This is a genomic window from Mesorhizobium sp. M0802 (assembly GCF_040320115.1).
Classification (GTDB): domain Bacteria; phylum Pseudomonadota; class Alphaproteobacteria; order Rhizobiales; family Rhizobiaceae; genus Mesorhizobium.
Map to the genome: position 1 here is coordinate 528,252 of NZ_JAMYOY010000001.1, position 20,936 is coordinate 549,187.

Here is a 20,936-nt window from a genome sequence, read left to right on the forward strand (position 1 = left end):
GCGCGAGGCCCGGCCGCCGCCAATATCGCTCTGCCTTACAGATCCTTCCGTTTCCTGAATTGGCCGGGCGAGACGCCGGCGTGGCGGCTGAAGGCGGTGGAGAAGGCGGCTTCCGAGCTGTAGCCGACCGCCTCGGCGACTTGGCCCAGGCTCTTGCCCTCGTGCAGCAGCCGGCTGGCCTGCCGCATGCGGCAGCCGAAGAGATAGGCCATGGGCGCTTCGCCGACGAGATCGCGAAAGCGGGCGGCAAAGGTTGCCCTGGAGAGCCCGACCGCGCGTGCCAGGGTCTCGATCGTCCAGTCGGGGCCATAGGCTTCATGCAGGGTCGCGAGCGCTCTGGCGATCGCGGGGTCCTGCAATCCCCTCAGCCAACCTGGATTGTCCATGCTTTCCAGACCGGAGCGCAAGGCGCGCGTGACGATGGCCCCAGATAGGCGAGCCATGACCACGTCGCTGCCGGGACCTTCGTCGGTCGCTTCCACCAGCAAGGCCTCGACATAGCCACGCAGCCATTTGGGCAGACGGCCATTCGATCCCCGGATGTGAACGATGCGCGGCAGGCCGGCAAGTGCCGGATGGTCGGCGTCGCGAAAGGCGAAGGCGCCGCACAGGATGACGGTCTTTTCGCCTTCGCCGCCGCTGCGAATACGCCCGGCTGCGGTTTGGGTCGCCAGTTCGGCGGCGGGGACGTTCGCGCTTTTGAGCGCGCCGGGCGACCGCAGCACATGCGGATCGGCGCGCGGTGCAATGATCAGGTCGCCGGCATCGAGAGGCTCGACATCTTCCTCACCGAACACCGCCTCGCATCGCCCCTTGATGACGACGTGAATGCCGCGAAGCCCAGCCTGGCTGAACGAGATCGCCCAGGGCGCGGCCAGTTCGAGGCGCCGGTACCCGGCGGCTGCGAAGTGCAATTCGCGCATGAGGGTAGCCAGGAGGTCCACGCTTCGCTCCAGAAACAGACGATCGATAAATCAATCTAGACGCTGTCGAATAGCGCGCCGGCCTTACTGGACCTAGCTATGCCCGACAGGCCGCTTGTCGGCGATAACGAAACTCAGGAGTTATTCATGCCGCCAATCGAGCTTTTTGTCGCGCAGCTTTGTCCCTATGCGCACCGTGTCAGGGCTCGCCCTTGCCGAGAAAGGCCTGCAGGCGACGGAAATCGAAATCGATCTGCGCAACAAGCCGGCGTGGTTCCTGAAACTCACGCCGACGGGAAAGGTGCCGCTGCTGCGCCATCATGGGCAATATGTCAGGGAGTCGGCGATCATCTGCGAATATCTCGATGATGCATTCCCCGAACGGCCGATTTTCCCCAGGGATGCTCAGGCCCGCGCTGAGGCGCGCATCTGGATCAGCTTCGCCGACACGCAGCTTTACGCCCGGACGGCAACCATGATGCACAGTTCCGACGCTATGGTTCATAAGCGGATCAAGGCCCAGCTTGCCGACGATCTGCGCTTTGTGGAACAGCATGCCTTCGCCCTGCGAGGGGCGGACGAACGGTTTTTGCTGGGCTCGGAATTCAGCGCCGCCGACATCGCCTTCTATCCCTGGTTCGAACAGCTGTGCGTGCTTGAGAAATATCTGGGCTTCGTCATGCCGACCGAATGCGAGCGCCTGCTGCGGTGGCAGGAAACGGTTGCCGCCAGGGAGGCGGTGCGGACCTGCGCAAGGTCGCCCGGCTTCTACCTGGAATCCTATGGCCCGCTTCTCGCGGCCTGAGACGAGCGGGCAACGGAAAAAAATTCCTCACTATGGTGCTGCAAGGTCAGTCATTTGCTTCTTGCGGCAGGCGCAAGCCTGTAAATATGCGGCATCAAGCAGGTCCGCGAGAGGTGAGAGAAACATGCCCAATCCAACCGTCGTCGGGTTTTCCGGCAATTTCACCAGGCCGTCCAAGACGCGCGGCTTCGTCGACCAGGTCGTCAGGGACATTGCGCGCCAGCATGGATTGTCGGCGAGTACCTACGACGTCGAAGACCTCGGCCCCTCACTTGGCGCTGCCAAATGGGCGCGCGATCTCGACGGTCAGGCGCGGGCAATCTTCGACAGCGTCGTCAATGCCGATGTGCTGGTGGTGGGGTCACCGACCTACAAGGGCAGCTACACCGGCCTGTTCAAGCACTTCTTCGACCTCTTCGATCCCGCTTCCTTGCGCGGCAAGCCGGTGGTGCTGCTTGCCACCGGCGGCAATGATCGCCACGCGTTGATCGTCGAGCACCAGTTGCGGCCGTTGTTCGGCTTCTTCGAGGCGCTGACGTTGCCGACAGGGGTCTATGCCACGGACAAGGACTTTTCCGACGGCGTGCTGCGGGCCGAACCCATCCTGAAGCGCGTCGAGCAGGTTGTCGGCGAGGTCGGGCTGGTGCTGGCCAATCGCTCGCCAGCTGGCGTTGCTGCCGGATAGAGCGAGGCGGGCAGGCCGCCTCCGGCTTTGCTCGGGAGTGAATAAAAAGGCCCGCCAGCGACGCGAATCGTGACGAGCCTCCTTGGAGTAGGCCAAGCCTCCCACAACCCGATTGGCTTCAAAATCAATACCCCGCCGGCTAGGCCTGGCGGGGTATCGATAGTAGGGTCTGGATCGAATGGGAGCGATCCGGGCTGAAAAACGCCAATACCAGTCAAAGGTTCCCGGTCATCCTGAGCGGCGATGACAAAGGGGTTTTGGCCAACTGCGAAATCCATCTCAGGCGGATTTCTCGCGACAACTAGTTCCTGTCCGCCGGCTTCGAACGCATCCTTGACACCGTCTCGCGCTCGGCGCGCTTGGAGCGCAGAGGCGGCAGGCCGCGGTCGATCAGGTCCATGTCTTCCAGAACCATGTCGCCCATGCGCTTGAAGGCGATGTCAAGCGCACCGGCGCGGTGGGCGGAGCGCAGGAAGCCGGGGATCGCACGGACCGGATGGTCCTGCGCCAGCGGTTCTTCAGGGAAGACATCGCTGGCGGCGACGATGTGGCCGCTTTTCACCGCCGCCATCAGGGCAGGGAAGTCGACGACGCCGGCGCGGCTGAGCAGGATGAAGGCGGCGCCCTTGCGCATACTTGCAAAGGCCTCAGCGCCGAGGAAACCCTGGTTCTCCGAGGTCACCGAAGCGACGACGAAGACGAAATCGCTTGATGTCAGCACCTCGTCCAGCGAGGCCGGCTCGACGCCATTGTCGATCAGGATCGACGGCGGCAGCCAAGGGTCGAAGACCTTGGTGCGGGTGCGAAAACCCGACAGCAGTCGGTTGAGCGCACGGCCGAGATCGCCGAAGCCGATGATGCCGACATCGGCGCCGGACAGAAGCCGCGCCGTCAAATTGCCGTCACCGCCCCACAGCTCCTCGCCTTTGCGGAAGGCGAGGTCAGCATCGACGATGTTGCGGGCGAGGTTGAGCGCCATGGCGAGGCCAAGCTCGGCCACCGGCTCGGCGAAGACGAGGCCGGTGGTGACGACATGGATGCCGCGCGCAAACAGCGTCTCATAGGGCATGTTGTTGATGAGGTTGGTCTCGACATTGAAGACGCAACGCAGCGCCTGCATCCGGTCCAAGGTCTCGGGCGAGATCGGCGGCTGGCCGATAATATAGCGGGCTTCGGCAAGCACGTCGGCGGGCAAGTTCGCCACGCCCTCGGCCGTCGTCTCGACGACGCGGTAATGCGCCTTGAGGCGCGCCAGCTGCGGTGGGGTGAAGATCAGGTCGAGCGTGCGTGGTTCCGGCGCGCTGATGACCAGCGGCAGGGCTTTGTTTGGCATAACGACTCCTCCCCGGCGCGATGCGTATCGCGTATTCTTGCTTTGCACTTGTGGTAGTCCCCAAAACCGCTTGCCGCCTTCCGGCGGCATGTGCTTGAGGGGTAAAATACCCACCATTAAACGATTTACAACTCCGGGAGGGGCCGCCGATCGCGCGGCTCGAGCCTTGCCGGGTTTTGATGCGGGAATCCGTTGGCTCGCCAGGCAACCGGCCCTGAGGGCTCCTTCCCTTCTCCCCCTGTCGGAGAAGGTGCAGTCAAAACGGATAGTGCTGCCCCGGATCCTCGATGGTTAGCCAGCGCAGGTCGGTGAACTCGGCAATCGAGGCCTTGCCGCCGAAGCGGCCGTAGCCTGAACCCTTGACGCCGCCGAACGGCATTTGCGCCTCGTCGCCGACGGTCGGGCCGTTGATGTGGCAGATGCCAGCTTCGATGCGCGCGGCAACCGCCATGGCACGGCGGATGTCGCGGCTGAACACGGCTGAAGACAGGCCGTATTCGGTATCGTTGGCGACACGTACCGCTTCGTCCTCGCCCTTGACGCGGATCACCGGCTTGACCGGGCCGAAGGATTCTTCCGAATAGACGCGCATCGCCGGCGTCACGTGGTCGAGCAATGTCGCCTCGACTACGGTTCCGGTGCGCTTGCCGCCGGCCACAAGCCTGGCGCCCTTGGCGACGGCGTCGGCAACCAGTTCTTCCATCTTGTCGGCGGCTTGGCCGCTGATCAGCGAACCGAGCACGACATGGCCGCGCGGGTCGCCGGCAGGCAGCTGCGCGGCGCGGGCGGCGAGCTTGGCGACGAATTCGTCGGCGACCTTTTCATCGACGACCAGACGCTCGGTCGACATGCAGATCTGGCCCTGATGCATGTAGGCGCCGAAGGTCGCCGCATTGACCGCGGCGTCGATGTCGGCATCGTCGAGCACGACCAGCGGCGCCTTGCCGCCGAGTTCGAGCAGCGCCGGCTTCAAGTGACGGCCGGCGAGTTCGGCAATGATCCTGCCGACCTTGGTCGAGCCGGTGAAGTTGACACGCCTTACGGCGGGGTGCGCGACCAGTGCCTCGGCGATTGTCGCTGCGTCCTTGGGATCATTGGTGACGACATTGATGACGCCCTTGGGCAGGCCGGCCTCGACCAGCACCTGCCCGATCAGCCGGTGTGTGCCTGGGCACATTTCCGAAGCTTTCAGCACAACCGTGTTGCCGCAGGCGATCGGCATGGCGATGGCACGAGTACCGAGGATGACCGGTGCATTCCACGGCGCGATGCCGAGGCAGACGCCGGCCGGCTGGCGGATCGCCATGGCCAGCGTGCCGGGCTTGTCGGAGGGGATGACCTCGCCCGAAATCTGCGTCGTCATGGCGGCTGCCTCGCGCAGCATTTTGGCGGCGAGCATGACGTTGAAGCCGGCCCAGGGGCCGGTCGCGCCGGTTTCTTCCATCATCAATTTGGTGAATTCGCCGACCTTGGAGTCCATGACATCGGCCGCCTTGGACAGCAAAGCGCGGCGCTCGCCCGGGCCGGTCTTCGACCACGTCTTGAAAGCGGCAGCAGCGGCTTCGACCGCGGCATTGGCGTCGGCGATGCTGGCTGCGGCAGCGCGGGTCGCCAGCTTGCCGGTGAACGGGTCCATGCGCTCGTAAGAGGCTGAGCCGGAGGCATCCCTTTTGTCGCCGTCGATCAGAAGTCCGATGTCCATTGTTCTCTCCCTCGCTCGCCGTGGAGCGTCTTTTCTATCTATTATCGACCACGATCTGATCCGAACACCGGCTCCCACTTTTCGGGATCATGGTCTAGAAGCCGAGCACCTCGGCATTGATCGATGCTTCAAGCCCACCGTCAACCGGCACATTGACGCCGTTGACCCAGCGTGCGCCGTCCGAGCACAGGAACAGCACGACAGGCGCGATGTCGCCCGAGGTTCCGGCGCGCCCGACCCTGGCGATGTCGCTGTCCACGCGGGCGTCACCCAGCACATTGCGGAACTGTTTGAGGATCGGCGTCTCGACCGGGCCGGGGCTCACTGCATTGACGCGGATGCCGCGGCTCCTGAACAGGTCCTGATGTGCGGCGCGCTGCGTCCACAACAGCAGCAGCTCCTTGGAAACGGGATAGCCTTCCTCGTTCTTCACCTGATGGTCGGCGACCACCTCCGCCACATCGGGAAAGCCTTCGATGCCGACCATCGATGCCGCGCGGTTGAGATTGGCGCGCCAGCCATAGCCGGCGATCGAGGCGACGTTGACCACGGCGCCGCCTTCACGAAGTCTGGGTGCGAGGCCTTCCGAGAGCGCGCGCAGGCCGTAGAAGTTGACGGCCAGTGTCGACACCGCACCGGTGTTGCCGGGGAGGCCGGCGACATTGCAGAGCGCATCGATGCGCTGCGGCAGGCGCCCGAGGAGATCGTCGACGCCGGCCTTGGATGAGATGTCAGCCTTGACGAAACTGCCGGCCGATGCTGCCGGTTCACGCATATCGACGCCGATCACGTCAGCGCCCAGTTGGCCGGCAAGTTCGGCCGTGCGAGCGCCGATACCAGAGGCGACACCGGTGATGAGGATGGTCTTGCCGAACAGCATGGTCACGCCTTTTCACTATGCGTTGCGGCCTGTTGCGGCGAAGGCGTCGCGTCACTATCGCCGGCGTTTGCCGGCAGCCTGACCCGGTAGCCGACCGGCAGCAGGCGCAGGCCAAGGCGCTCCTCCAGCGTTCCCCACACCCCGCGCGGCAGGAACAGCGAGAACAGCACCGCCGTGGCGCCGAGGCCGATCAGATACCAGACGCCGGTGCCGCCGAACCAGGTCTCGATGAGGAAGAACAGCAGCGCACCCAGAATGGCGCCCTCGAAGGTGCCGATGCCGCCGACCAGCACCATGAAGATCATGTAGGCGGTCCACTGGACGTTGAAGTAGGTTTTCGGCTGGAAGGTGATCGACGTGGCCAACCACAGCGCGCCGGCCATGCCGATGCCGAAGGCGGCGAGCACGAAGAGCAGCCGCTTGGTTCCGGTGACGCGCACGCCGACCGATGCCGCGGCCTCCTCATTGTCCCTGATGGCGCGGATGGCCGCACCCGTGCTGCCGCGCAGCAGGCTAAACAGGGTGGCGAGCAGCGCCGTCATCGCGGCCAGCGCCAGCCAGTAGATCGTCGCCCGCCTGGAACCGGCGTCATAGACGTTGAGCGAGATCAGCGACGTCCCGGTCTCGCCTTGCACCAGCCGGTCGAGATTGACCAGCAGATGGGTGAGCGCCGCGATCACCCACATGCCGATGGCGAACTCGCCGTTCCTGAGCCGCAGCATGAACAGCGACATCGGCCAGGAGATCGCGCCGACAATGATCGCGGAGACGAACAGCGAAGCGAACGGGTTGAGGCCGGCATCGGCCAGGCGGATGGTGAAATAGGCGCCGAGGCCGAAGAACACTTGCTGTCCCACCGAAACCAGCCCGCCGAAGCCGGCCAGCGCGTTCCACATCGCTGCCAGGATCACATAGATGAACAAGGCGGTCACGCGGTCGACGGCGCCGGCCGACAGGAAATGCGGCGCGACGCCAAGTAGCGCGATGATGACGACGACCGCAATCGCCGAGATGCGCGAGGCGGAGGTGCCGCGCTCGATAGCGGGGGCGTTTAAAACCGCGCTCATGATGCTTTCCTCGCGGGCAGGCGCAGCAGGCCGCGCAGGCCGAGGCCGCAGGTGGAGAGCCGGATGAACAGCACGATCAGGAAGGCGACATGGCCGCCGATCAGAAAACCTTGCGGATGGATCTGCGCGCCGAGCGTCTGGGCGAGCGCCAGCACGATGCCGCCGACCAGCGTGCCCCATAGCGAACCGGCGCCGCCGATCACCGCCGCCTCGAAAGCGAACAGCAATTGAGGTGCGCCGGTATAGGGATCGAAGGTGGCGCGCATGCCGAGGAAGGCACCGGCAAGACCGACCGTGACCATGGCGATGGCGGCCGCGAGGGCGTTGGCGCGGCGCGCATCGACGCCGACGAGACCGGCCGTGTCGGGATCTTCCGACGTGGCGCGGATCGAGCGGCCAAGCCTGGTGTTGGTAAGGAACAGCTGCAGTCCGCCAAGCAATATGACGGCGGCGGCGAACATGATCACGGCAAGCTTGCCGACATAGATGCTGCCCGGCCATTCCCAGGAATCGTAGGAGAGGCTGCCGATATAGGTCGCCAGCGAACGTGTGTCGGCGCCGAACTGCTCGAACAGCGCATTGTCGATGACGATGGCGAGGCCGAACGTGGTCAGGATCGGCAGCAGCGCGCCTCCACGGGCGCTGCGCTCGAGCAGGAAGCGCTGCAGCGCCCAGCCGATGGCCGCCATCAGCGGCAGCACGATGAGCAGGCCGACGAAGGGCGAGATATGGAATTGCGAGGCGAGCCACCACAGCGCATAGGCGGAAAACACGGCCAGGCTGCCATGCGCGAGGTTGATGATGCGCATCACCGAAAACATGAAGGAGAGGCCGCAGGCGATCAGCGCGTAGTAGCCGCCGAGCAGGATGCCCTGGACGATCTGGTTGCTCATGCCGGCACGCTCCCGGCGCTTTTTCTGTGCAGGCCGAAATAGGCTTTCGTCACTTCATCGCGGGACATGCCCTTGCTCGGGCCTTCCAGCGCGACGCGTCCTTCGAGCATGCAGATGACCTTGTCCGAGACCGAGAGCGCGCGATTGAGGTCCTGTTCGACCAGGATGATCGTCGTGCCGGAGCTGATCAGGCCTTGCAGCGAAGCGTATACGCGATCGACCACCAGCGGCGACAGGCCGAGCGAGACCTCGTCGAGCAGCAGCAGCTCCGGATTGCTCATCAACGCGCGGCCGATGGCGGTGGCCTGCTGCTCGCCACCGGAGAGATGCCCGGTCTTGGCGTGGCGGCGCGGCTTCAGATTGGGGAACGTGTCGAGCACTCGTTCCACGCTCCAGTCGCCGGGACGGCCGGCGGTTCTGCCAAGCAGGAGGTTCTCCTCGACCGTCATCTGCACGAACAGTTTTCGACCTTCCGGCACCAGCGCGACGCCCATGCCGACGCGCTTGTGCGAGGGAACGCCGGTGATATCGGCGCCATTCAGCAGCACGCGGCCGGCCGTCGGCTGGTGCGCGCCGGCGATCGCCCGCAGCAGCGTCGTCTTGCCGGCGCCGTTGGCGCCGACCAGCGCCAGCGTTTCGCCGCGCTCGATCGTAAAGCTCACACCGCGCACCGCCTGCAACAGGCCATGGCGGACGACCAGATTCTCGATTGCGAGCAGGCTCATTTCGGGCCTCCCCCGAGATAGGCGCGCACGACTTCCGGGTCGGCCATCACCGCTTGCGGCTCGCCATCGGCGATGATCTTGCCGGCGTCCATACAGATCAGCCGCTCTGCCACCTGCAGCAGGATGTGGACGATGTGCTCGATCCAGACGATGCCGATCTTGCGGCGGCGCAATTCCTTGATGGTATCGACAAGTTCGCTCGCCTCGCCATCGGTCAGTCCGCCGCCGATCTCGTCGAGCAGAAGCAGCGTAGGCCTTGCCGCGAGCGCGCGGGCAAGTTCCAGCCGCTTGCGGTCGAGCAGGCCGAGCGTTTCGGCGCGCCGGTTGGCCAGGCCCAGCATGCCGCACAGTTTCAGCGACGCCAGCGCCTCCTCATAGGCTTCGTCGCGGGCGAGACCGGCGCCATGCGATGCGGCAACAAAGACGTTCTCGAAGGTGGTCATGCCGCCGAACGGTTTCGGCACCTGGTGCGTGCGCACGAGGCCGAGCCGGCAGCGCTGCGTTGCCGGCAGCGCCGTCACATCGCCGCCCTTGAAGGCGACCGTGCCGGCGCTCGGCGGGAAGGCGCCTGACAAGATGCTGAGCAGTGTCGTCTTGCCGGCGCCGTTCGGGCCGACAATGCCGACGGCCTCATCGCCATTCATGGCGAAGTCGATATCATCGAGCACCACCAGCGCGCCGAAGCGTTTCTGGATGCCGGCGGCTCTGAGGATCGCAGTGTTTGGTGAACTGTTCACGATGCGATCCCCGTAGCCGTCCGTCAGCCGTTATACGGCTGGAGCTTGGCCTCGACCGGAACCTTCGGGTCGGTGGCGTTCTCGGTCACGACATAGTCGAGCGGGAATTTGCTGCCTTCCTTGGCGGCCACCCATTGCGTGCCGATGATCGGGCCGGGCGAGACATTGGCGACCGGGCCGCTGGTGAAATCGACCTTGCCGATCATGGTCTCGGTGTTGAGCGCGCTCAGCGCCTTGGCGACGGCTGCCTTGTCCTTGGCGTCGGTGCTTGCCTTCAGCGCCTCGAAGCCGGCGTCGAGCAGCGACATCGAGGCGCCGAGCTGCTGCGTCCACTGCTTGCCGCTGGCGGCCTCATAACCGTCGGCCAATTCGGTTCCCGAAACGCCGGTCAGCGGCGACTTGTAAGGGAAGGCCTTGTGCCAGTAAGCGGCGCTCGAAATCCTGTTGCCGAGATCGCCCAGCGCCTCGATGTCGGACGGGAATAGCCCGGTCTTGGCGACCTGGCAGATCTTGATCTGCTTGATCAGGCCTTGCTGTGCAGCCTGGCGCCAGAAGGCGGCGAAGTCCGGCGGGATCGGGAAGGAGTTGAAGATCTCGACGCCTTCTTGCTTGAACAGCGCGATCTGCGAGGAATAGTCGGTGGTGCCGGTCTCGTAGGCGCCGGGATCGACGATGGTGAAACCCTGCTTTGCCAGCAACGGCGCCAGATGGGTGCGGATGGCATTGCCGTCGGCGTCGTTGGGATACATGACGCCGACCTTCTTGTTGGTCTCGATCAGGTTCCATTGCGAGATGTAGGTCCGGAAGAACTCGTCGACGCCGAAGCCGAAATGATAGGTCCATTTGAACGGCGAGGGTTCGCCGGGCTTGGCGCCGCGGCCGAAATACCAGGCCTCCCACGGCATGACGGTGGAGAGGCAAGGCACGCCGGCGGCTTCGCAGGCGTCGGCGACCGGGTTGATCACCTCCGGCGTCGACACCGCCAGCATCAGGTCGACGGCCTGGTTGTTGATGAGGTCCTTGGCGAGCTGGCCGGCGCGGGACGGGTCGGATTGCGTGTCCTGGTCGATGATCTCGACACTGTATTTCTTGCCGCCGATGTCGAGGCCGTTGGCGAGCGCCTTGCGGGCGAGGTCGAGCACATAGCCGTCGGTCTGGCCGAAGCCCGCGAGCGGCCCGGTGCGCGGGCTGACAAAGCCGACCTTCAGCGTGTCGGCGGCCTGCGCGAAGGCCTGGCCGCGGCTGAGCGCAAGTGCCGCGCCGCCGGCGAGCGATGTGGCGATGAACTGGCGCCGCGAGACGCCGGATTTGCTTGAGGTCATGCTGGTATTCCTCCCTTTCCTGACGGCACCTGGAGGTCACCGCCGGCCTGCTCAAAATCGATGCCGCCCGTTCTTAAGATCGGAGATCGCCCCGGCAGGCCTTGAGGCGGCAGCGGAACGCCGCCAATGCCGATAACGGCACGATTTCGATCCTCCCATCGTCACAGTGCCCTAGGTGTTTGGTTTGGTAAAATGATATTTTGCGGTGTTTCGTTAACCAACAGGTTATGGAAATACGGCTGAAGGCCCGCTCTGCGCCAGATTGGCGAAAGGTGCTCAGGCGTTCTGGCTGGCCGCCTCGCGAATGGTCTGCAGCAGGATGGTGAAGGCCGGCGAAGGCGCAGTGTCGGTCCGCATCGTCAGGCCGACCGGCCCTTTGGTTTCCTCGGTGTTGACGGGCAAGGCGACGAAGGCGCCGCTGGAGAGTTCGTTGGCGACGACGCCTGTCGATATGATCCAGACCGCATTGCTTTGGCGCAGGAAGGCACGGCCGAAGGAATCCGAGACGGTCTCGATCTCGGTCGCAGGCGCCGTCATGCCGTTGGTGATGAACAGGCGGTCGACGAACGGGCGGATGACCGACTCCCGCGTCGGCATCAGCACCGGGAATTCATCGAGCCGGGCGAAGATGTCCTGGCCCGGCTGCAGCAGCGGATGGCCGGCCCTCACCACGAACAGCACCGGTTCGGAATAGAGATGCTCGAAGAAGAAGCCGGTCATGTTTTCCGGCGCCGCAAGCCGGCCGACGACGAGATCGAGCGCACCGACGCGCAACTGTTCCAGCAGGACCGCGTTCTCGCCGGTGACGATCTTGATCGCAGCACCGGTATTTTCACTCAGGAACAGGCTTATGGCGCGTGGCATCACCTTGGCCGACACTGTCGGGAGCGCGCCGATGCGGATCGGATGCCGGTTGATGGCGCCGTCCTGGCGGACGGAATCGACGCCGCGCTTCAGTGCCGTGATCGCCGTGCCCGCATGGCCGAGAAAGATTTCGCCAAGCCGCGTCACCCTGATGCCGCGGCCGTCGCGTTCGACGACAGCGATGCCAAGCGCCTCCTCCAGTTCGCGCAACGTCTTGGTCACGGCCGGTGGGCTGACATGGAGAAAGTCGGCCGCCCTCGCCACGCTGCCTTGCCGCGCTACCTCAAGGAATGCCTGCAGGTGACGGAACCTTATGCGGCTTTCGGACATGTTCTCATAACCTAGCAGTTAATGAAACGGCGTAAAATATCATTTTACCAAACCAAATGCCTTGTGCAATGTGAACACGGAGGATCGAAATCGTGCCATTCGTCAACATTGGCGGCATCACGCTGCACCATCGCCATATCAAGGCGAAGGGAAATGCGCGGCCGATCGTGTTCATCAATTCGCTGGGCACCGACTTCCGCGTCTGGGACGAGGTGTTGTCCGAACTGGGTGGCGAAATGCCTGTGTTGGTCTACGACAAGCGCGGCCATGGCCTGTCCGACATTGGTGGCGTCAGCTCGATCGACGAGCATGTCGATGATCTGTCGGGCCTGATCGATCATTTCGAACTGAACAATGCGGTGCTGTGCGGCCTGTCGGTGGGCGGCCTGATTGCGCAAGGGTTTTATGCCCGGCGCCCCGAAATCGTCGACGGCCTCATCCTGTGCGACACCGCCCACAAGATCGGCACGGCCGACAGCTGGAACACCCGCATCGAAACGGTCGAAAGCAAAGGTATCCAGGCCATCGCCGATGCCGTGCTCAAAATGTGGTTTACGCCTGCCTTCCACGCGGACCGTGTCGCCGAGCTCGACGGCTACTGGAACATGATGACCCGGCAAGCCGTCGCCGGCTATGTCGGCACCTGCGCCGCGGTGCGCGATGCCGATTTCACCGAGGCCGCGCAGGGGATCGCGGTACCCACGCTTTGCGTCGTTGGCGACCAGGACGGCTCGACGCCGCCGGATCTCGTCCGCTGGCTGGCCGATCTGATCCCAGGCGCACATTTCGAAATCATTCGTGACGCCGCGCACATCCCTTGCGTCGAACAGCCCAAGGCGCTGACCACCCTGATCCGCGATTTCGTCGCGGCGCTTCCCCTGAGAAAGCAGACCCATGGATGAACTGCCCAAAAACGAAACCAGATATCAGACCGGGCTGACCGTCAGGCGCTCGGTGCTCGGCGACCCGCATGTTGATCGCAGCGAGGATGCCGTCACCGATTTCGACCGGCCGTTCCAGGAGCTGATCACCGAGGCAGCCTGGGGCACTGTGTGGGCGCGTCCGGGCTTCAGCAGGCGCGAACGCTCGATCGTGACGCTGGCACTGCTGGCCGCCCTTGGCCATGATGAAGAGGTCGCCATGCATGTGCGCGCCACCGCCAACACCGGTGCGTCGCGCGACGATATCTGCGAAGCGTTCCTGCATGTCGCGATCTATGCCGGCGTGCCGGCCGCCAACCGCGCCTTCAGGATCGCCAAGGAGGTGTTTTCGGAAATGGACGGAAGCAGGGCTGGCCATGCCAGCTGATGCCGGCTCGAACCGCAGGCCCGAGAGCGGAGCCTTCTTCCAGCGCGACCGTGGCTGGCATCCGCCGGCGCTGACGCCCGACTACAAGACGTCGGTGTTGCGCTCGCCGCAAAAGGCGCTGCTGGCCTTCGACAACACGGCGTCCGAAATCACCGGTCCGGTGTTCGGCCACGCCATGCTCGGCGAACTCGACAATGACCTGATCCACAACTTCGCCAAGCCCGGCGAGAGCGCAATCGGCGAGCGTATCATCGTCTATGGCCGCGTGCTCGACGAGCGCGGCCAGGGCGTCTCCGGCGCGCTGCTCGAATTCTGGCAGGCCAATTCAGGCGGCCGTTACCGCCACAAGAAGGACGGCTATCTCGCGCCGCTCGATCCGAATTTCGGCGGCTGCGGCCGCACCATCACCGATGCCGATGGCGGCTATGCCTTTCGCACGGTGAAGCCCGGTCCCTATCCCTGGCCGAACGGGCCCAATGACTGGCGGCCGTCGCACATCCATTTCTCGGTGTTCGGCCACGGCTTCGCACAGCGGCTGATCACGCAGATGTATTTCGAGGGCGACCCGCTGATCTGGCGGTGCCCGATCGTGCGCGGTATCCGTGACAAGGCGGCCGTTGAGACGCTGGTCGCGGCGCTCGACATGCAGGCGACGATCCCGTTCGACGCGCGCGCCTACAAGTTCGACATCGTGCTGCGCGGGCGTCGCGCCTCGCTGTTCGAAAACCGGCCGGAGGGCAATTGATGGCGCAGTCGCTCAGCCGGCTGAAGGAGAGTCCGTCGCAGACCGCCGGGCCTTACGTGCATATCGGGCTGACGCCGAATTTCAGCGGCATCGGCGGCGTCTATCCGACAGACCTCGGCGCGACGATGCTCAACGACAACAGCAAGGGCGAGCGCATCGGTTTGCGCATCCGCGTGCTCGACGGCACCGGCACGCCGCTCCGGGACGCACTGATCGAGATCTGGCAAGCGGACGCCAATGGCTTCTACAATTCGCCGACCGAATTGCGCGGCGATGCCGATCCGGATTTTCAGGGCTGGGGCCGTCAGCCGACCGACATGGACACCGGCCTGTGCAGTTTTCAGACGATCAAGCCGGGACGCGTGCCGTTCGACGACGGCCGGCTGATGGCGCCGCATATCAGCCTGTGGATCGTCGCCCGCGGCATCAATATCGGCCTCCACACGCGGCTCTATTTCTCCGACGAGGCCAAGGCCAATGCCGAGGATCCGATCCTGGCCCGCATCGAGCACAAGGTGCGCGTGCCGACGCTGATCGCCGAGCGGCAAGGCGACGACTATATTTTCGACGTCCATCTCCAGGGGGAGAAGGAAACGGTCTTCTTCGACAGCTGACGGAGGAAACCAGCACATGACCGTATCGCCCTTCGACCATCCGCTGCTTTCCGGCCTGCTCGGCGACGAGGAGGCGGCTCGGCATTTTTCGGTGGATGGGGAAATCGCCGCCATGCTCGATTTCGAGCGCGCGCTGGCGCAAGCGGAAGCCGAAAGCGGGATTATCGGCACGGATGCCGCCGCGGCGATTATACCTGTCCTGTTGTCCTACAAGCCGGACACCGCGCGGCTGCGGGCCGGTGTGGCGAAGGATGGCGTGATCGTGCCCGAACTGGTGCGCCAGTTGAAGGCAGCGGTCGGCGCGCCGCACGACGCCGGCGTGCATTTCGGCGCAACCAGCCAGGACGTCATCGACACTGGCCTGGTTCTTCGGCTGCGCCGGCTCATTGAACATCTCGACCTGCTGCTGACTGAAAACATTTTGCGGCTGGTGGGGCTGGAAGAACGTTTTGGCAGCCGTGCATTGACAGCGATTACGCGCATGCAGCCGGCGATCCCAATTCAGGCGTCGGACCGCGTGGCGGTGTGGCGCACGCCGCTGCAACGGCATCAGCAGAGACTCTCGGAGCAATCCAAGGGTCTGCTGGTAGTGCAATTCGGCGGCGCCGCCGGCACGCTGGAAAAGCTCGGCGACAAAGGCCCCGCAGTGCGCGCCGCCCTTGCCGCAAAGCTTGGCCTTGGCGATGCGCCGCAATGGCACAACCAGCGCGATGCGCTGGCCGAGTTCGCCGGTTTGCTGTCGCTCATCACCGGCAGCCTCGGCAAGTTCGGCCAGGACATCGCGCTGATGGCGCAGGCCGGCACCGACATCAAGCTGTCCGGCGGCGGCGGCTCGTCGGCCATGCCGCACAAGCAGAACCCGGTGAAGGCGGAGGTGCTGGTGACGCTGGCGCGCTTCAACGCCACCCAGCTTTCCGGCATGCATCAGGCGCTTGTGCATGAGCAGGAGCGCTCCGGCGCTGCCTGGACGCTGGAATGGCTGCTCTTGCCGCAAATGGCGATAGCGACCGCGGCTGCGCTACGGCTCGCCGCCGAACTCGCCGGACAGATCGAAAGCCTGGGACACTGATGCGCACAAAGATCGTCATTGTCGGCTCCGGACCGTCCGGGCTGCTGCTTGGCCAGCTTCTCGGCACCATTGGCGTCGAGACGGTGATCCTCGAACGTTCGAGCCGGCAGCATGTGCTTGGCCGGGTGCGGGCAGGGGTGCTCGAACAAGGCACCGTCGAGTTGCTCGAAGAGGCGGGCGCAGCTGCAAGGCTGCATGCCGAGGGCCTGCTGCATGCCGGCATCTCGCTTGCGTTCGGCGGCGGCCTGCACCGGCTCGATCTCACAGCGCTGACCGGCGGAAAACACGTCACCGTCTATGGCCAGACCGAGGTGACACACGACCTGATGGACAAGCGCGAGGCGGCGGGGCTGGTCACCGTCTACGAGGCGTCCAATGTCGCGCTGCACGGTTTCGATGGCGAAGCGCCTTACGTCACCTACGACAAGGATGGCGTCAGCCATCGCATCGACTGCGACTTTATCGCCGGCTGCGACGGCTATCACGGCGTCAGCCGCAAATCGGCGCCTGGGCGGGCGCTGAAAACCTTCGAGCGGACCTATCCCTTCGGCTGGCTCGGCGTGCTGGCCGAAGTGCCGCCGGCCGATCACGAACTGGTCTACGCCAACCATGAGCGGGGCTTTGCGCTGTGCTCGATGCGGTCGACGCATCGCAGCCGCTACTATGTGCAGGTCCCGGCTGACGAACAGGTCGACGCCTGGAGCGACGGTCGCTTCTGGGACGAATTGCGCAGTCGCCTGCCGGAACAGACCGCAGCCGCGGTCGTTACCGGCCCGTCCTTCGAAAAATCAATCGCGCCGCTGCGCTCCTTCGTCGCCGAGCCGATGCGCTTCGGCCGGCTGTTCCTGGTCGGCGACGCCGCCCATATCGTGCCGCCGACGGGCGCCAAGGGGCTCAACCTCGCCGCCAGCGATGTGCGCTATCTCTTTGCCGGGCTTCGCGAATTCTATCTGGACAAATCACCAAGCGGGCTCGACGCTTATTCAGCCAAGGCGCTGGCCAGAGTGTGGAAGGCGGTGCGCTTCTCCTGGTGGATGACGACGATGCTGCACCGCTTTCCCGATACGGGCGAGTTCGGCCAGCGCATCCAGGAAGCCGAGCTCGACTATCTCGTGCATTCGCAAGCGGCGTCGACCGCGCTGGCTGAAAACTATGTCGGTTTGCCCTATTAAGGGCGGTGCAAACTCAAACCCGTTCGAGCGCCACCGCGATGCCCTGGCCGACGCCGATGCACATGGTGGCCAGCGCATAGCGGGCGCTGCGCTCGCGCAGTTCCAGCGCAGCCGTGCCTGCAATGCGCGCGCCCGACATGCCCAAGGGATGACCAAGCGCGATGGCGCCGCCATTGGGGTTGACGTGCTCCGCATCCTCGGAGATGCCGAGTTGGCGGAGCACGGCGATGCCTTGGGAGGCGAAAGCTTCGTTGAGCTCGATGACATCGAATTGCTGCGGTGTCAGGCCGAGGCGAGCGCAGAGCTTTTGTGTCGCCGGGGCAGGGCCGATGCCCATGATGCGGGGCGCCACGCCGGCAGCAGCGCCGCCGAGGACGCGTGCGATCGGCGCCAGGCCGTATTTCTTCACAGCCGCTTCGGAGGCGATGATCAGCGCCGCGGCGCCGTCATTGACGCCGGACGCGTTGCCGGCGGTGACGGTGCCGCCCTCGCGGAACGGCGTCGGCAATTTGGCCAGCGACTCGACCGTGGTGCCGGCGCGGGGATGCTCATCCTTCGATACGATAATCGCATCGCCCTTTTTCTGTGGGATCGTCACCGGGGTGATCTCCTTCGCCAGCCGGCCATTGGCCTGTGCCGCGACAGCCTTGTCCTGGCTGCGCATGGCAAACGCATCCTGATCGGCGCGCGACACCTGGAAGTCCTCAGCGACGTTCTCGCCGGTCTCCGGCATGGAATCGACGCCATACTGTTTCTTCATCAGCGGGTTGATGAAGCGCCAGCCGATCGTGGTGTCATGGATCTCGGCATGGCGTGAAAAGGCGGTCTCGGCCTTGGGCATGACGAAGGGCGCGCGGCTCATCGATTCGACGCCGCCGGCGATCATCAACTCGGCTTCGCCCGCCTTGATGGCGCGGGCGGCAATGGTGAGCGCATCCATGCCGGAACCGCAGAGGCGATTGACGGTCGAGCCTGAAATTTCCTTCGGCAGTCCGGCCAGGAGCAGCGACATGCGGGCTACATTGCGGTTGTCCTCGCCGGCCTGGTTGGCGCAGCCATAGACGACGTCGTCGACAGCCTGCCAGTCGATGCCGGCATTGCGCTCGACCAGCGCCTTCAGCGGGATGGCGCCAAGATCGTCGGCCCGCACCGACGACAGCGAGCCGCCGAAACGGCCGATCGGGGTGCGGATGTAATCGCAGATGAATGCCTCGGTCATGTCATGCGGCCTTTTCTTTTCCGCTTCCCTCATGCGCCGCCTTGGTGCGGGCCTGCAGGTCGCGCAATGTCGTCAGCTCGAGTTCCGTCGGCGCCGGCGTTTCGTCAAGCGCCTCGGCGAACCTTACGATCCAGCCGCAGCTGTCCTGCACCTCAAGCCGCGTCACGCCGGGATGCAACGACACCACGGTGAATTCCCTGCTCACCGGATCGGGCTTCCAGATGGCAAGGTCGGTGATCAGCAGCGTCGGCCCTGATGTCTCGATGCCGAGGCGCTGGCGATGGTCGCCGCCATCGCCATGGCCGAAGGAGGTGAAGAAGTCGATCTTCTCGACCATGCCGCGCTTGGACTGCGCCATGGTGATGTAGATCTCCTTCGACGAGGTGGCGATCTCGGGCGCGCCGCCGCCGCCGGGCAGGCGGGTCTTGGGATGCGCATAGTCGCCGATGATAGTGGTGTTGATGTTGCCGAACTTGTCGAGCTGCGCCGCGCCAAGAAAGCCGATGGAGATGCGCCCCCCCTGCAGCCAATAGCGGAACATCTCCGGCACCGAGACGGTCGTGACGGCGGTGTCGCAAAGTTCGCCGTCACCGATCGACAACGGCAAAACATCGGGCGCGGTGCCGATGGTGCCGCTTTCATAGATCAGCGTGATGTCGGGCGCATGCGTCAGCCGCGCGACGTTGCAGGCGGCCGACGGCGCGCCGATGCCGACGAAGCAGACATCGTCGTTTTTCAGGGCTCGGCTGGCGGCAATCGTCATCATCTCATTGGGAGTAAAGCCGCTCATGCCGCGCTCCTCAGATGCTTTACGCGGCCGGCGAAATCGTCCGCCGTGCGTTCGATGACATTGGCCTGCATCCAGGCCTGGAATCTTTCACGGTCGGCGGCGATGTCGTCCCATTCGAGATAGGCGGCATTGTCGCGCGCATAATAGCCGTGCGTGTACGAGGGATGCGAACCGCCTGATACCACCGAGATCGCAGCGATGGTCCAGCGCGGCAGCACGGTGAGGTTGGGATGCAGGTCGTCGAAATTGTCGACGACTTCCTCCACCGTCACCACGGCGCGCTTGGCCGCGAGCACCGCTTCCTTCTGGATGCCGATAATGCCTTCGACCAGCACATTGCCTTTCTTGTCGGCCTTCTGAGCGTGGATGAAGGTCACGTCCGGGCGGATGGAAGGAACGGCGGCAAGCACCTCGCCGGTGAACGGGCAGGTGACCGAGCGGATGTTGGGATTGACTGCCGCCAGCCCGGCGCCGCGATAGCCGCGGAACACCGCGCAAGGCAGGCCGGCAGCTCCCCCCTCGTAGGCGTTGGCCATGCCGGCATGGCTGTGCTCCTCGATCTCGATCGACCGGGGGAAGCCGTTCTCGATGGCGTCGCGGGCGCGGCGCAGCAGGCCGACGCCGGGATTGCCGAAATAGGAGAAGATGATCTTCTTGGCCATGCCCATGCCGATCATCTGGTCGTAGATCAGGTCGGGGGTCATTCGGATGAGGGTCAGGTCGCGAAAGCCCTGGCGGATCGCCTCATGCGCCGCCGCCGTCGGGATCAGATGCGTGAAGCCTTCGAAGGCGACCGTGTCGCCATCGTGCAGGTTCTCCGCCACGGCCTGTTTGAGGGGCAGGAATTTGACCATCGCCAAGAACTCCGAAGTTCAAAAAGTTCGTATTGCGAACGTTTGTTTTGTATGAGATATTTTTACATCGCGCCGCCGAGACGAGTCAAGGCGGCGCATTGTCTTGCGGAGGCCGCATGGAGGACGAGGCAACGACGCGCGACCATGTCGGCTCGCTGGAGCGCGGCCTTGCAGTCATGGAGATACTGGCCCGGCATCCGGCCGGGATGACGCTGACCGAAATGGCGGAGGAGGCGGGGCTGACCCGCGCCGGCGCGCGTCGCTTCCTGCTGACGCTGACCGCCACCGGCTATGCCACGCAATCCGGCCGGCAGTTTTCGCTGTCGCCGCGCCTGCTCGCCATCGTGCGCTCTTGGCTCGGCGGCGCCTCGCTGTGGACCTTCGCCGCACCCATCATGCGCGACGTGGCCGGCCAGTTCGACGAGGCCTGCAACGCTGCGGTGCTGTCAGGCGAGGATGTCGTCTATGTCGCGCGCATTCCCGGCCGCCGCATCCTCAGTGTTTCGCTCGATGTCGGCACCAGGCTGCCGGCGCATTGCACCTCGATGGGGCGCGTCCTGCTGTCGGGGCTGGGCGCGGATGAGTTGAAGGCCTTCCTTGCAGAAGCCAAGATCGAACGGCGGACGCCGAAGACGATCACCAGCCGCACCGCGCTGGCCAAGGCCATCGACGCGGCGAGGGCGGGTGGCTTTGCCGTCGTCGATGAAGAGCTGGAGCTTGGCCTGCGCTCGATCGCGGTGCCTATCTGTGACCGCGCAGGCAAGACCGTGGCGGCGATCAACGTCTCGGCGCAGTCGGCGCGGTTCTCCGTCGAGGCGATGGAGCGGGATATCCTGCCAGCGCTGCGGACGGCCAAGCAACGGATTGAGGAATTTTTCTTCGTGTGAGCGCAAGGCTAA

Annotated in this window: 22 protein-coding genes; 9 read left to right on the forward strand and 13 right to left on the reverse strand. The window is 64.7% G+C overall.

Features of this window, described 5'->3' with window-relative positions; all coding sequences use genetic code 11:
- Nucleotides 1-35 precede the first annotated feature (35 nt).
- A complete protein-coding gene (locus tag NKI10_RS02550) occupies nucleotides 36-944 on the reverse strand; it encodes an AraC family transcriptional regulator (RefSeq protein WP_352858423.1) in 909 nt (302 codons plus the stop codon).
- A gap of 166 nt (nucleotides 945-1,110) precedes the next feature.
- Between NKI10_RS02550 and NKI10_RS02555 the strand changes: the two genes are divergently transcribed.
- Nucleotides 1,111-1,728 (forward strand): glutathione S-transferase family protein, encoded by a 618-nt coding sequence (locus tag NKI10_RS02555; protein WP_352858426.1) that lies wholly within the window; start codon nucleotides 1,111-1,113, stop codon nucleotides 1,726-1,728.
- 124 nt (nucleotides 1,729-1,852) lie between these two features.
- Nucleotides 1,853-2,413 (forward strand): FMN reductase, encoded by a 561-nt coding sequence (msuE, locus tag NKI10_RS02560; protein ID WP_352858429.1) that lies wholly within the window; start codon nucleotides 1,853-1,855, stop codon nucleotides 2,411-2,413.
- 301 nt (nucleotides 2,414-2,714) lie between these two features.
- On the opposite strand, the gene NKI10_RS02565 is transcribed toward msuE, so the two are convergent.
- From NKI10_RS02565 to pcaQ, 9 genes are all read right to left on the reverse strand, one after another.
- Complete coding sequence (locus tag NKI10_RS02565; RefSeq protein ID WP_352858432.1) at nucleotides 2,715-3,746, reverse strand: hydroxyacid dehydrogenase; 1,032 nt, start codon at nucleotides 3,744-3,746, stop codon at nucleotides 2,715-2,717.
- Between the two features lie 256 nt (nucleotides 3,747-4,002).
- On the reverse strand, nucleotides 4,003-5,448 hold the full coding sequence (locus NKI10_RS02570) for an aldehyde dehydrogenase (protein ID WP_023815845.1): 1,446 nt from the start codon (nucleotides 5,446-5,448) through the stop codon (nucleotides 4,003-4,005).
- 94 nt (nucleotides 5,449-5,542) lie between these two features.
- Complete coding sequence (locus NKI10_RS02575) at nucleotides 5,543-6,328, reverse strand: coniferyl-alcohol dehydrogenase (protein WP_352858644.1); 786 nt, start codon at nucleotides 6,326-6,328, stop codon at nucleotides 5,543-5,545.
- 2 nt (nucleotides 6,329-6,330) lie between these two features.
- A complete protein-coding gene (locus NKI10_RS02580; RefSeq protein WP_023702146.1) occupies nucleotides 6,331-7,395 on the reverse strand; it encodes a branched-chain amino acid ABC transporter permease in 1,065 nt (354 codons plus the stop codon).
- The gene (locus NKI10_RS02585) at nucleotides 7,392-8,288 is read right to left on the reverse strand and encodes a branched-chain amino acid ABC transporter permease (protein ID WP_352858436.1); all 897 of its coding nucleotides are present in this window, start codon (nucleotides 8,286-8,288) and stop codon (nucleotides 7,392-7,394) included. The genes NKI10_RS02580 and NKI10_RS02585 overlap by 4 nt, the downstream gene beginning before the upstream one ends.
- Nucleotides 8,285-9,013, reverse strand: a complete 729-nt coding sequence (locus NKI10_RS02590; protein WP_352858439.1) for an ABC transporter ATP-binding protein — start codon at nucleotides 9,011-9,013, stop codon at nucleotides 8,285-8,287. The genes NKI10_RS02585 and NKI10_RS02590 overlap by 4 nt, the downstream gene beginning before the upstream one ends.
- Nucleotides 9,010-9,684: an ABC transporter ATP-binding protein gene (locus NKI10_RS02595; protein WP_352858647.1), complete on the reverse strand. Its 675-nt coding sequence runs from the start codon at nucleotides 9,682-9,684 to the stop codon at nucleotides 9,010-9,012. Before NKI10_RS02595 ends, NKI10_RS02590 begins: the two co-directional genes overlap by 4 nt.
- Nucleotides 9,685-9,773: 89 nt before the next feature.
- Nucleotides 9,774-11,072: an ABC transporter substrate-binding protein gene (locus tag NKI10_RS02600; RefSeq protein WP_352739110.1), complete on the reverse strand. Its 1,299-nt coding sequence runs from the start codon at nucleotides 11,070-11,072 to the stop codon at nucleotides 9,774-9,776.
- Between the two features lie 276 nt (nucleotides 11,073-11,348).
- A complete protein-coding gene (pcaQ, locus tag NKI10_RS02605) occupies nucleotides 11,349-12,266 on the reverse strand; it encodes a pca operon transcription factor PcaQ (RefSeq protein WP_023685275.1) in 918 nt (305 codons plus the stop codon).
- Between the two features lie 92 nt (nucleotides 12,267-12,358).
- Here pcaQ and pcaD point away from each other — a divergent pair, with 92 nt between their 5' ends.
- Genes pcaD through pobA form a run of 6 tightly spaced genes read left to right on the forward strand, consistent with a single transcriptional unit; the run spans nucleotide 12,359 to nucleotide 17,174 of the window.
- Nucleotides 12,359-13,168: a 3-oxoadipate enol-lactonase gene (pcaD, locus tag NKI10_RS02610; RefSeq protein WP_023687922.1), complete on the forward strand. Its 810-nt coding sequence runs from the start codon at nucleotides 12,359-12,361 to the stop codon at nucleotides 13,166-13,168.
- Nucleotides 13,161-13,574 carry a 4-carboxymuconolactone decarboxylase gene (gene pcaC / locus NKI10_RS02615; protein WP_023685273.1) on the forward strand — a complete coding sequence of 138 codons (414 nt, stop codon included), beginning with the start codon at nucleotides 13,161-13,163 and terminating at the stop codon, nucleotides 13,572-13,574. Before pcaD ends, pcaC begins: the two co-directional genes overlap by 8 nt.
- Nucleotides 13,564-14,319: a protocatechuate 3,4-dioxygenase subunit beta gene (pcaH, locus tag NKI10_RS02620; RefSeq protein WP_352858442.1), complete on the forward strand. Its 756-nt coding sequence runs from the start codon at nucleotides 13,564-13,566 to the stop codon at nucleotides 14,317-14,319. Before pcaC ends, pcaH begins: the two co-directional genes overlap by 11 nt.
- Complete coding sequence (pcaG, locus tag NKI10_RS02625; RefSeq protein ID WP_352858445.1) at nucleotides 14,319-14,933, forward strand: protocatechuate 3,4-dioxygenase subunit alpha; 615 nt, start codon at nucleotides 14,319-14,321, stop codon at nucleotides 14,931-14,933. Before pcaH ends, pcaG begins: the two co-directional genes overlap by 1 nt.
- A gap of 16 nt (nucleotides 14,934-14,949) precedes the next feature.
- A complete protein-coding gene (locus tag NKI10_RS02630; RefSeq protein WP_352858448.1) occupies nucleotides 14,950-16,002 on the forward strand; it encodes a 3-carboxy-cis,cis-muconate cycloisomerase in 1,053 nt (350 codons plus the stop codon).
- Nucleotides 16,002-17,174, forward strand: coding sequence for a 4-hydroxybenzoate 3-monooxygenase (pobA, locus tag NKI10_RS02635; protein ID WP_352858451.1), 1,173 nt, complete (start codon nucleotides 16,002-16,004; stop codon nucleotides 17,172-17,174). The genes NKI10_RS02630 and pobA overlap by 1 nt, the downstream gene beginning before the upstream one ends.
- A 13-nt stretch (nucleotides 17,175-17,187) precedes the next feature.
- On the opposite strand, the gene pcaF is transcribed toward pobA, so the two are convergent.
- Genes pcaF through NKI10_RS02650 form a run of 3 tightly spaced genes read right to left on the reverse strand, consistent with a single transcriptional unit; the run spans nucleotide 17,188 to nucleotide 20,037 of the window.
- Complete coding sequence (pcaF, locus tag NKI10_RS02640; protein WP_352858454.1) at nucleotides 17,188-18,393, reverse strand: 3-oxoadipyl-CoA thiolase; 1,206 nt, start codon at nucleotides 18,391-18,393, stop codon at nucleotides 17,188-17,190.
- A gap of 1 nt (nucleotide 18,394) precedes the next feature.
- Complete coding sequence (locus NKI10_RS02645) at nucleotides 18,395-19,183, reverse strand: CoA-transferase subunit beta (RefSeq protein WP_352858456.1); 789 nt, start codon at nucleotides 19,181-19,183, stop codon at nucleotides 18,395-18,397.
- A complete protein-coding gene (locus NKI10_RS02650; RefSeq protein ID WP_352858459.1) occupies nucleotides 19,180-20,037 on the reverse strand; it encodes a CoA transferase subunit A in 858 nt (285 codons plus the stop codon). Before NKI10_RS02650 ends, NKI10_RS02645 begins: the two co-directional genes overlap by 4 nt.
- A gap of 116 nt (nucleotides 20,038-20,153) precedes the next feature.
- Here NKI10_RS02650 and NKI10_RS02655 point away from each other — a divergent pair, with 116 nt between their 5' ends.
- Complete coding sequence (locus tag NKI10_RS02655) at nucleotides 20,154-20,924, forward strand: IclR family transcriptional regulator domain-containing protein (RefSeq protein ID WP_352858462.1); 771 nt, start codon at nucleotides 20,154-20,156, stop codon at nucleotides 20,922-20,924.
- Nucleotides 20,925-20,936: the final 12 nt, after the last annotated feature.

Bases quoted from the DNA above. Each gene is read 5' to 3' on its own strand.
- NKI10_RS02555 (WP_352858426.1), top strand. From the start codon at position 1,111: ATGCGCACCGTGTCAGGGCTCGCCCTTGCCGAGAAAGGCCTGCAGGCG.
- msuE (WP_352858429.1), top strand. From the start codon at position 1,853: ATGCCCAATCCAACCGTCGTCGGGTTTTCCGGCAATTTCACCAGGCCG.
- NKI10_RS02565 (WP_352858432.1), bottom strand. From the start codon at position 3,746: ATGCCAAACAAAGCCCTGCCGCTGGTCATCAGCGCGCCGGAACCACGC.
- NKI10_RS02570 (WP_023815845.1), bottom strand. From the start codon at position 5,448: ATGGACATCGGACTTCTGATCGACGGCGACAAAAGGGATGCCTCCGGC.
- NKI10_RS02575 (WP_352858644.1), bottom strand. From the start codon at position 6,328: ATGCTGTTCGGCAAGACCATCCTCATCACCGGTGTCGCCTCTGGTATC.
- NKI10_RS02580 (WP_023702146.1), bottom strand. From the start codon at position 7,395: ATGAGCGCGGTTTTAAACGCCCCCGCTATCGAGCGCGGCACCTCCGCC.
- NKI10_RS02585 (WP_352858436.1), bottom strand. From the start codon at position 8,288: ATGAGCAACCAGATCGTCCAGGGCATCCTGCTCGGCGGCTACTACGCG.
- NKI10_RS02590 (WP_352858439.1), bottom strand. From the start codon at position 9,013: ATGAGCCTGCTCGCAATCGAGAATCTGGTCGTCCGCCATGGCCTGTTG.
- NKI10_RS02600 (WP_352739110.1), bottom strand. From the start codon at position 11,072: ATGACCTCAAGCAAATCCGGCGTCTCGCGGCGCCAGTTCATCGCCACA.
- pcaQ (WP_023685275.1), bottom strand. From the start codon at position 12,266: ATGTCCGAAAGCCGCATAAGGTTCCGTCACCTGCAGGCATTCCTTGAG.
- pcaC (WP_023685273.1), top strand. From the start codon at position 13,161: ATGGATGAACTGCCCAAAAACGAAACCAGATATCAGACCGGGCTGACC.
- pcaH (WP_352858442.1), top strand. From the start codon at position 13,564: ATGCCAGCTGATGCCGGCTCGAACCGCAGGCCCGAGAGCGGAGCCTTC.
- pcaG (WP_352858445.1), top strand. From the start codon at position 14,319: ATGGCGCAGTCGCTCAGCCGGCTGAAGGAGAGTCCGTCGCAGACCGCC.
- NKI10_RS02630 (WP_352858448.1), top strand. From the start codon at position 14,950: ATGACCGTATCGCCCTTCGACCATCCGCTGCTTTCCGGCCTGCTCGGC.
- pobA (WP_352858451.1), top strand. From the start codon at position 16,002: ATGCGCACAAAGATCGTCATTGTCGGCTCCGGACCGTCCGGGCTGCTG.
- pcaF (WP_352858454.1), bottom strand. From the start codon at position 18,393: ATGACCGAGGCATTCATCTGCGATTACATCCGCACCCCGATCGGCCGT.
- NKI10_RS02645 (WP_352858456.1), bottom strand. From the start codon at position 19,183: ATGAGCGGCTTTACTCCCAATGAGATGATGACGATTGCCGCCAGCCGA.
- NKI10_RS02650 (WP_352858459.1), bottom strand. From the start codon at position 20,037: ATGGTCAAATTCCTGCCCCTCAAACAGGCCGTGGCGGAGAACCTGCAC.
- NKI10_RS02655 (WP_352858462.1), top strand. From the start codon at position 20,154: ATGGAGGACGAGGCAACGACGCGCGACCATGTCGGCTCGCTGGAGCGC.